This window comes from Aquabacterium sp. (assembly GCF_004297345.1).
Taxonomy (GTDB): domain Bacteria; phylum Pseudomonadota; class Gammaproteobacteria; order Burkholderiales; family Burkholderiaceae_C; genus Aquabacterium.
This window is the reverse complement of sequence record NZ_SCTN01000382.1, coordinates 1-10,355: the sequence shown is the minus strand read 5'-3', so window position 1 is coordinate 10,355 and position 10,355 is coordinate 1. Positions and strand designations below refer to the sequence as shown.

Genomic DNA, 10,355 nt, shown 5'->3' with positions numbered 1-10,355 from the left:
GGTGGACGACAGCACCGAAGCGCAAGCTGCGCTGGGTGGCTCCGGCGCCGTGCCCTTTGGCGATGAGCGCTATCTGGAACGCGGTGGCGTGCCCATCATCGTCAAGCGTCAGGTCATCCTGACCGGTGACAACCTGACGGATGCACAAGCCGGCTTTGACGAAAACCACGAAGCTGCCGTGCACCTGACGCTGGACGCCCGTGGCGCCCGCATCTTCCGCGACATCACCCGCGAGAACATCGGCAAGCGCATGGCCATCCTGCTGTTCGAAAAGGGCAAGGGCGAGGTCGTGACGGCACCTGTAATCCGTGGCGAAATCGGCGGTGGCCGTGTACAGATCTCGGGCCGCATGAGCACCGAAGAAGCCAATGACACCGCGCTGCTGTTGCGCGCCGGCTCGCTGGCCGCGCCGATGGAAATCATCGAAGAGCGTACCGTCGGCCCCAGCCTGGGCGCCGAGAACATCGCGCAGGGCTTCAACAGCCTGATCTACGGTTTTGCCGCGATCACGGTGTTCATGGTCATCTACTACATGCTGTTTGGCGTGTTCTCGACCATCGCCTTGTCGGTCAACCTGCTGCTGCTGGTGGCTGTGCTGTCCATGCTGCAAGCCACGCTGACGCTGCCCGGTATCGCCGCTATCGCCCTGACGCTGGGCATGGCCATTGACTCGAACGTGCTGATCAACGAGCGGGTGCGTGAAGAGTTGCGCAACGGCTCGGCACCACAGTCGGCCATTGCCGCCGGCTACGAGCACGCGTGGGCCACGATTCTGGACTCCAACGTCACCACGCTGATCGCCGGCCTGTCTCTGCTGGCCTTCGGCTCCGGCCCGGTCAAGGGCTTTGCCGTGGTGCACTGCCTGGGCATCCTGACCTCGATGTTCTCTGCGGTGTTTTTCTCGCGTGGTCTGGTCAACCTCTGGTATGGCCGTCAAAAGAAGCTCAAGAGCGTGTCCATCGGGCAGGTCTGGAAAGCTCAGGAATAAAAGGGAGCACACACCATGGAATTTTTCCGCATCAAGCGCGACATCCCCTTCATGCGCCACGCGTTGGTCTTCAACGCGATCTCTTTCCTGACCTTTGCTGCCGCCGTCTTCTTCCTGGTGACGCGTGGCCTGCATCTGTCCATCGAGTTCACCGGTGGCTCGCTCATTGAAGTGCAGTACGCGCAGAGCGCCGATCTGGTCAAGACCCGGACGGCCATCGACAAGCTCAACTTCGGCGAAGTGCAGGTGCAGAACTTCGGTTCTTCGCGCGATGTGCTGATCCGTATTCCGCTGCGTGCTGGCATGAAGCAGGGCGAAGTGGTGGCCAACGTGTTTGGCTCGCTGTGCGCAGCCGAAGGTGGCAAGGTCACCACACAGGAGGCCGACAAGGGCCCCGCCCAGGTTTGCCAGGCGGGTGCCACTCAACCCGTGAGCCTGCAACGCAGCGAGTTCGTCGGCCCGCAGGTTGGTGACGAGCTGGCTCATGACGGTGCCCTGGCGCTGGTCGTGACCGTGATCGGCATCATGATCTACCTGGCCATGCGCTTCGAGTGGAAGTTCTCGGTCGCGGCCATCATCGCCAACCTGCACGATGTCATCATCATCCTGGGCTTCTTCGCCTTCTTCCAGTGGGAGTTCTCGCTCTCCGTGCTGGCAGCAGTGCTGGCGGTGCTGGGTTATTCGGTGAATGAATCGGTGGTGATCTTCGACCGGATCCGCGAAACCTTCCGCCGCATGCGCAAGCTCGACACCCCTCAGGTGATCGATCACGCGATCACCAGCACGATGAGCCGCACGATCATCACGCACGGCTGTACCGAAATGATGGTGCTGGCGATGTTGGTCTTCGGCGGCCCCACGCTGCATTACTTCGCGTTGGCCCTGACCATCGGCATCCTGTTCGGTATCTATTCGTCGGTTTTCGTTGCTGCTGCCATCGCGATGTGGCTGGGCGTTAAACGAGATGATCTGATTAAAACGGGCAAAAAAGACCTCGATCCCAACGATCCACACGCTGGTGCCGTGGTGTAGAGTCTTTGGCAGTTAGTTGAATAAACCAGATCGACCGGGGTGGAGAAGAAGTAACCCGGTCGGTTGAACTGCTGCCAATCACATGACTGTTGGTTCACACCGTGCGCTGGCCTTGACGGCCCGCGTCTGCTTTCTGGAGTCTCTGGCCAAAGGCGTTGGTGCTTTGGTGCAGGCCTCTCTTGAGGGCGCCAAGGTGCTGGCCAGCCAGACGGCAGAACCTGCCTTGAGGTTGCGGCGCCAGGACCTGGTGCTGGACCTCCCCCGTGCCGTATCCGCATGGCAGGGTGAAATCGACAAACGTATCCACGATGCCTTGCGCGATCTGCGCACTGGCCGTCCTGTCAGTGCTCGTGTGGCCGAAGCGGGTGCCGCGAAGGTGGACATCCCGCTCAGCCTGGTGGACGACAGCGAGATGGATCGAGAACTCACGGCTTCGCGTCTGGCGCAGTCTGTGTCGGATCTGACCGGCCAGGAATACACCGATCTCAACGCACGTCTTCAGGCTGTGGGCGGGCAGGTGGATGGTGGCCATGGTCACGTCGATGTGCTCACGCCACAGTGGATGGCCAAGGGTGTCGTGGAGGGCTGGTTGAGTGCCGGCATGACGATTGCGCACTGGGCCACGCTGCAGACGGTACTGCAAAACGAGGTGGCACAGTGGGCCCAGGAGGCCTACCACCATGCCAACCGCGTGCTGTTGGACCACGGCGTGCGGCCTGAGATCGATCTGCGCCCCTTCATCAAGCGCACGCGCGACGGCGGTGGCGGCCACGCCCGGGTGACCATGCCGGGTGGTTTGGGCTCGTCGATGGGTGGTGTGCGAGGTGGTGGCTCCGGTGTTGCGGCGGGCGGTGGCGCAGGCATGGGCGCAACGGGCAACAGCGGTTTACAACCGCTGGGCCAAGCCTATGACGAAACCCAGATGCTGACCCAGACGCCGGGCATCCGTGCGGCTGCGCAGCCTCAGGTTGTGCTCAGCAAACTCAATCAGGTGGTGGCCCGTCAGGTGCCCGGTTTTGCGCCCACGGCACCTGTGCAGGCACCTGTGGCCTTGAGCGCCGGTTTGGGACAGGCTATTCACAACGTGGGCCAGGCGGTACGGCAACATGCCGATGGCCAGGGCGGTGCATTGACATCGCCCGCTGCTGCGCTGCAAGAGTTGCAGCACAGCAAGCAGGCGCTGAAGCAGGCGGCGTCCACCCCGGTCGAGCGCGCCACGATTGAAATCGTGGCCTTGTTGTTCCAGGCCATCTTGCAGGAAGAGCGCTTGCCGGCCAGCATCCGCGTGTGGTTTGCCCGCCTGCAGATGCCGGTGTTGCGCGTGGCGGTCAGCGAACCAGATTTCTTTGCCACAACCAGCCACCCTGCGCGTGTGTTGATCGACCGCATGGGCGCTTGCGTGATGGGCTTTGTGACCGGCTCGCAAGAGCACGACGATGCCTTGCACAAGGAGATCAAGCGCATCGTGCAGGTGGTGGAGGCCTATCCGGATACGGGGCGGCGCGTGTTCCAGACCGTGCTGACCGAGTTCGAGCGCTTCCTGGAAAGCTATTTCCGCGAGCACAACGAGGCCAGCCGCAAGGGTGTCTCGCTGGCGCAGCAGGTTGAGCAGCGCGAGACCTTTGCCATCCAGTACACGATCGAATTGCGCAAGATGCTCGACGGTGTGCCGGTGCACGAGGGGGTGCGCGAGTTCCTCTTCAAGGTCTGGGCCGATGTGCTGGGGCACAGTGCGGTCCTGACCAGCCAGGCCAGCGACGAGACCCGTGCGCTCAAAAAGGCTGCGGCTGATCTGATCTGGTCTGCCAGTGCCAAGACCTCCCGCGAAGAGCGGGCGGATGTGCTGATGCGCTTGCCGCCTTTGCTCAAAGCCGTGCGTGAAGGCATGGCGCAGGCTGGCTTGCCCGTCGAAAAGCAAGATGAGCATATTCAGTCCTTGAACGCGGCGCTGGCAGCGGCCTTCTCGGCGCGTTCAGCGGCCTTGTCTGCCGCTCACCTGAAGGCGGTGACAGATCGCCTGGAGGCGCTTGACGACGTGCTGCCTGATATCGGCGAGGTGGAGCTCGACGAGCAAACCTTGCGTGATTTGTCTGGACATGAGAGCGATAACCTGGAGATCGTCGCAGAAGGCGGCACAATGCCGACGCCAGCCATGCTGGGGTGGGCGCGTGATCTGCACGTCGGCTCCTGGTTCAAGCTGGAGTACCGCGGCAAGTCGGAATCAGTCCAGTTGGCCTGGTTGGGGCTGCAAAAGCAGCTGATCCTGTTCGTATCGCCCAATGGCCGTGGTGTGCTGTTCCAGTTGCATCGCCTGGCCGCTTTCCTGCAAGCCGGGCTGCTTGTGCCGGTCGAGGACGAGCCCTTGACCACCCGAGCCACGCGTGAAGCGCTGGCCAAGCTCGACGCCGATCCCACTCGCTTGTTGAGCTGAAGCCGGCCTGTCGCTTTCGGATCCCGATGGTCCGAGAATTAAGACACGAACCGGCTTCTATTCCTTCCACCTCGTGGAATCCCTTCTGTCAGCATTCCGATGTAAGAGTCTCGGAGTGCGGAATGTTTTTTCGACGCCAGTCACATGATGGTTCGCATTGGGTCACGCTGATCCAGGAAGGATCGACTGTGCATGCCGCGCAAGTGGCGTACACGGCCGAGGGGCGTCCGCGCGTGGACTGGATGTGGCAAGGCGCAGCTGAGGGCGTGGACAGCGCCTTGCGTGCCTTGCAGGCTGCGAAACGCCTCAAGGGCTGCTCGCTGGTAGGCGTGCTCAACCGTGCGCACTACCGCATGCTGGCCACCGATACGCCGGATGTGGCGCGCGAAGATTGGCGTGATGCCATGCGCTGGCACCTCAAGGAGCAGGTTGATTTCCCGGTCGAGGATGCCGTGCTGGACGTGCTGGAGGTACCGCAGAGTTCATCGCGCAGCAGCAGTGCGGTCATGACCTTCCTGCTGCCTCGCGCAGACTATTCCACGGTCGAGTTGGCCGCCGATGACCTGGGCTTGAGCTGGGCCGCGCTGGACGTGCCAGAGACGGCACTGCGCAACGTGTGCGCGCTGGCAGAGGACGGGGAGAAAGCCCATGCCCTGATGGTCTTTGGCGAAAACCACGGGATGCTCGTCATCACCTTCAAGGGTGAGTTGCTCATGGCGCGCCATATCGAGGTGACGCTGGCTTCCGTGACAGGGGACGAAGAGGTGCGTGGCGCAGCCTTGAGCCGTGCTTCGCTGGAGATCTTGCGTACGGTCGACACGTTCGAGCGCATGCACAGCCAGATCCAGCTCTCGGGCATGACGGTGGCCATGCCGCCGGGTTGCGGGGTGGGTGCGCTGGAGATGCTCTCCGAGCTGATCTACGTGCCTTTGCAGCCGCTGGGTTTGTCTGCCTGGTTTGATCTGGAGTTGCTGGCGGGCGACGTGATGCCTTTCAGCGACGGCATCACATTCAGCGAGTTGTGTGTGCTGGGTGCTGCTTTGCGTGCGCATCCTGCGCTGTCCGAGCGCCCCCAGTTGCAGCTGCTTGATCCCAACAGTGTGCTGGGCCAGTCTCCACCCTGGGGGGCCTTGCTGGGCGTGCGCATGGCGGCAGGCGTGCTGGGACTGGGGTTGGTTGCGGGCTTGGGGCTGCGAGCTGCGGCGGGCACGCTCAACATGCGTGCGGCTGCGGTCGAGCAGGAAATCAATGTCTTGCGCATGGCCGCTGCGGCCAATCCGCCTTCGCCCGTTGTGAAAGAGTTGGAGAACCTGCGCCAGAAGGAAGCACAGCAGAACCAGGTGCAGGAGGCCTTGCAAGGCAGCTTGATTCTGGCTTCGCAGGGCTATTCGGATTACCTGATGGCTTTAGGGCGTCAGACCTATCCTGGCGTGTGGATCACAGGTTTGAATGTGCTGGGTGATGGCGGTGACATTGTGCTGACGGGCCGAACCATCAACAGTTCGACGCTGCCTGGCTATTTGCAGAAGCTGGGAAGCGAGGAGCGTTTCAAGGGGCGCCGGTTTGCGCAACTGGAAATGAAGTCACTCAATGGAACCGGTGGCATGGGCGATGGCGTTGTGCAGTTCACCCTCAAGGGCCTGCGCAAAGACCTTGGTGACACGACGACACGCGAAGCCGCACTGCGCGCTGTGCGTCGGGCTGCAGAGGACGCAAACAAAGAGGTGCGTGAGAAATGAGCACATTGCTTCGCTCCTTTGTCCCCTTGGCCCAGACCCGCTGGCGCCAGGGCCGTCGCATGTTCGATGCGCGCTTGCTCAACGAGCGCAGACTGATCATCGTGGCCGTGATCGCCTTGATCTGGTTCTTGCTCGACTCGGGCTTGATGACGCCGTCATTCCGCCAGTTCAACGAGGCGACCAAGCGCAACAAGGCCGCCAAGACGGATCGGGACGCCCTGGTGCTTGAAACCCAGCGGCGCAAGCAAGACATGGCGCTCAAGGAGATCGAGGCCAAACAGGAAATCTCGCGCATCAAAGAGCGGATCGAACGCAGCAAACAGGCGCTCGCCCAACAGCAGGCCATGTTGATTTCCGCACGCGAGATGCGCAGTTTGCTTGAAGGCCTGTTGGTTCAGAACGGGCAACTGCAGCTGGAGTCGATGCGGACCTTGCCTCCCGAGGACGTGAAGTTCGCGCCTGTGCCGGGCGTGGCCTTGTCTCAATCGGTCTTGTATCGGCAGAGCATGGAAGTGGCGGTGTCGGGCAGTTTCATCGAGGTTCTGACCTGGTTGCGCAGCGTAGAGGCCTTGCCCCGCAAGCTGTTGTGGGACAACCTGACCCTCAAGACCAACGATGGCGGTTTGGTGACCTTGATGCTGCAGGTCCATACCTTCAGCCCTGATCGGGATGCTCTGGAGATCTCGCCATGAGATACCGTGTTTGCGGCAGCTTGAATGCATTGGTGTTGCTGGGGCTGATGGCCTTGCTGCCATGGCCGGCTTTGTCCGGCGAGGTGGACCTGCGCGGCATAGGCGACCCGACCAGGCCGCCACCCCGCGTGGTGGCCCGGCAAGCGGGCGCAGGCGGCGCCGGGAGCGGTTCGCCTGAAGTGGATGCCGTAGCGGCTGCGGCTGCAGCCTCTGCGGCGAGCGCAGCTGCGGCCGAAGCCGAAGCGACAGCGCGAGCCCTGACCCTCTCCGGCATTCGCATCAACCTGGATCGTGGGGATGGTGTCGCCGTCATTGGCGACGAGGTGGTCAAAGTGGGTGACAAGGTGCACGGCATGACCGTCGTATCTATCACGCACGACACCGTAGAACTCAAAGGCCCGACAGGGGCCCGGCGGCTGACGTTGCCAGATGTGATCGATCAAAGCAGGGCGCCGGCCCGTGCCGCCAAGCGCGGACGAAAGGACAAAAAATGAAGTCGTTGCACGCAATCCAGAGCGCCTTGGTTTTGGGCTTGGGAATGGCTGGCTGGGGCAGCGCGAGTGCTGCCAACGTGGATGAGCAAGCTGGCGGCGCAGACACTTTCGCGCTGGCCGGACGCATGAGCACCAGCCTGACGTTGGGCCAGATGCAAGCAGCGTTGCAGGCTCGCCCGCCTGCTGCCGGCATGCCCAGCTCGCGTCCTGGCGAGGCCCGCTTTGATATTGCCGTGCGCAACGCGCCTGCTGCCCAAGTGTTTGCGCAAATCGGCGCTGGCAGCAACTACAACATGCTGGTGCCCCCTGATCTGTCGGGCGCGATCAGCCTGACTTTGAAGAACACGACGATGCACGAGGCGCTGGACACGCTGCGCGAAATGTACGGCTACGACTACCGCATCACGGGCAACCGCGTGTTCATTTCGTCCAATGCCGTTCAGACGCGGCTCTATCGCATCAACTATTTGCCAGGGCGTCGTGTGGGCTCGTCTGAACTGAGCATCTCTTCTGCAGCGCAGGCGAATGCATCAGGGGCCAATGCAGGTGGCGCGGCCGGTGGTGCAACAAGCAGCGCAAGCGGTGGCGCTACCGGCGTACCAGGCACCAGTGGCAACAGCCTGACTTCGTCGGTGCGCACCACCTCGGACGCTGACTTCTGGAAGGACGTGAGCGAGTCGCTGGTATCGATGATCGGCAACAAGGATGGCCGTAGCGTGACGATCAACCCCGGTGCGGGTGTGATCCTGGTGCGTGCGACGCCCGCCGAGTTGCGGCAGGTCACCGAGTACCTGCGCGCCGTGCAGATCACCATTGAGCGCCAGGTCATGCTGGAGGCCAAGATCGTCGAGGTGCAGCTGTCCAAGGGCTCGGAGACGGGTATCAACTGGGGCGCCTTCCGCTCGCGTGACTCCGGCGGCCAGGTCGGCATGGTCAACCTGGCGCCCGGCACGTCGCTGACCGGTACAGCGCTGAGCAACAGCAGCGTGACGGTCACCGCCGGGACGGGGGTGAGTTCCACCAGTGGCGGCAAGGGCTTTTACGGTTTGGCCATTCAGACGCCGAACTTCGCTGCCCTGTTGTCCTTCCTGGAAACGCAAGGCAATGTGCAGGTGCTCTCCAGCCCCCGTATTGCCGCCCTCAACAACCAGAAGGCTGTGCTCAAGGTGGGCAGCGACGATACCTTCGTGACCTCGGTGACCAATAACGTCACGACCTCGAACAACGGCAACACGGTGAACTCGCCGACCGTGGGCACCAAGACCTACTTCAGCGGCATCTCGCTGGACGTTACGCCGCAGATCGACGATACCGGCACAGTGATGCTGCATGTGCACCCGGCCATCAGTGTGGCCACAACCAAGAACCTGTCCTTGACGCTGGGCGACGCGGGCACCTACCAGGTGCCTGGCGTGGCCATCTCGATCAACGAAACCGACAGCATGGTGCGCGTGCGCGATGGCCAGATCGTGGCCATTGGCGGCCTGATGCAGCAATCGGGCAGCAGCAGCGTGGCGGGTTTGCCCGGCCTGAGCGAGGCCCCTGTGGTGGGTAACCTGTTTCGCTACAAGTCGACCAGTAACACCAAGCGCGAGCTGGTCATTTTGATCAAGCCGACCGTGATCAGCGACGATGGCAATGGCGCCAACCCGGTTGTCCCCGCGACGCCGCTGCTGGATCAAGAAACCGCATCCAACTAAAGGGGCAAAGCCATGTCTCGCCCACAAAAATTCAGGCTTGGTGACCTGCTGGTTCAGGACAAGCTCGTCACCGAAGAGCAGTTGAACCTTGCCCTGGGTGAGCAGCGCGGCAGCGGCCGCAAGCTGGGCGAGGTGCTGGTGGACCACGGCTGGATCACCGAAGCCCAGATCGCCAAGGCGGTGGCGCGTCAGTTGCGCGCTCCTTACATCGATCTGGCGCATTTCCCTTTGCGGCCCGAGTTGGCGCAGTTGCTGCCCGAGGCCCATGCGCGGCGCATGCACGCCATCGTGCTGGACGATCCACCCAGCGGCCTGATGGTGGGCATGGCCGACCCGACGGACATCTACGCCTTCGATGAAATCGGGCGCTTGCTCAAGCGCAGCATTGACCTGGCTGTCATCACCGAGACGCACCTCAATGCGGCGCTGGACCGGGTCTATCACAGCACCGAAGAAATCGAGGGCCTGGCACGCGAGCTGACCACGGAGCTGGCCGGCGCGGAATCCGACCTGGGTGACCTGCTGGGCGTGGATTCGACCAGCAATGAAGACGCGCCCGTGGTGCGCCTGCTGTACTCGGTGTTCGAGCAGGCGCTGCGCCTGCGCGCGTCCGACATCCACATCGAGCCGCAGGAAAAGCAGCTGCGCATCCGTTTTCGCATCGACGGTGTGCTGCATGTGCAGACCGAAGCCGATGCCAAGATCTCCAGCGCGGTGGCGCTTCGCCTGAAGCTGATGTCGGGCCTGGACATCTCGGAGAAACGCCTGCCGCAGGACGGCCGCTTTGCCGTGCGCCTCAAGGACGGCACGGTGGACATCCGTATCTCGACGATGCCGGCGCAGTACGGCGAATCCGTGGTGATGCGTTTGCTCAGTCAGAGCTCGGGCATGCTGGATCTTGACAAGATGAAGATGCCGCAGCCGATGCTGGCTGCGCTGCGTCGCGCCATCGACAAGCCCAGCGGCATGATCCTGGTCACCGGCCCGACCGGTAGCGGCAAGACCACGACCTTGTATGGCGCGCTCAACGCCTTGAACAGCACCGAGCGCAAGATCATCACCGTGGAAGACCCGGTGGAATACCGCCTGCCCGGCCTGAACCAGGTGCAGGTGATGGAGAAGATCGACCTGGGCTTTGACCGCGTGCTGCGCGCCGCCTTGCGTCAGGACCCGGACGTGATCCTGGTGGGCGAAATCCGCGACAAGGCCACGGCCGAGATCGGCCTGCGTGCGGCCATGACCGGCCACCTGGTCTTGTCCACCTTGCACACCAATGACG

General features: G+C 62.6%; 8 protein-coding genes. All 8 read left to right on the top strand.

Translation table 11 applies throughout. From position 1 onward, the window contains the following. Positions 1-988: protein translocase subunit SecD (secD, locus tag EPO09_RS14530; protein ID WP_290644040.1), on the top strand; the 988-nt coding region annotated here is incomplete at its 5' end. A gap of 15 nt (positions 989-1,003) precedes the next feature. Then, positions 1,004-2,020, top strand: a complete 1,017-nt coding sequence (gene secF / locus EPO09_RS14525) for a protein translocase subunit SecF (RefSeq protein ID WP_290644039.1) — start codon at positions 1,004-1,006, stop codon at positions 2,018-2,020. An 82-nt stretch (positions 2,021-2,102) separates the two neighbouring features. Next, positions 2,103-4,451, top strand: a complete 2,349-nt coding sequence (locus EPO09_RS14520; RefSeq protein ID WP_290644038.1) for a DUF1631 family protein — start codon at positions 2,103-2,105, stop codon at positions 4,449-4,451. 122 nt (positions 4,452-4,573) lie between these two features. Next, positions 4,574-6,190: a hypothetical protein gene (locus EPO09_RS14515; RefSeq protein WP_290644037.1), complete on the top strand. Its 1,617-nt coding sequence runs from the start codon at positions 4,574-4,576 to the stop codon at positions 6,188-6,190. Further along, positions 6,187-6,882, top strand: coding sequence for a hypothetical protein (locus EPO09_RS14510; RefSeq protein ID WP_290644036.1), 696 nt, complete (start codon positions 6,187-6,189; stop codon positions 6,880-6,882). The genes EPO09_RS14515 and EPO09_RS14510 overlap by 4 nt, the downstream gene beginning before the upstream one ends. Beyond that, positions 6,879-7,376, top strand: coding sequence for a hypothetical protein (locus EPO09_RS14505; protein ID WP_290644035.1), 498 nt, complete (start codon positions 6,879-6,881; stop codon positions 7,374-7,376). Before EPO09_RS14510 ends, EPO09_RS14505 begins: the two co-directional genes overlap by 4 nt. Further along, positions 7,373-9,076, top strand: coding sequence for a pilus (MSHA type) biogenesis protein MshL (mshL, locus tag EPO09_RS14500; RefSeq protein WP_290644034.1), 1,704 nt, complete (start codon positions 7,373-7,375; stop codon positions 9,074-9,076). Before EPO09_RS14505 ends, mshL begins: the two co-directional genes overlap by 4 nt. A gap of 12 nt (positions 9,077-9,088) precedes the next feature. After that, positions 9,089-10,355: GspE/PulE family protein (locus EPO09_RS14495; RefSeq protein ID WP_290644033.1), on the top strand; the 1,267-nt coding region annotated here is incomplete at its 3' end.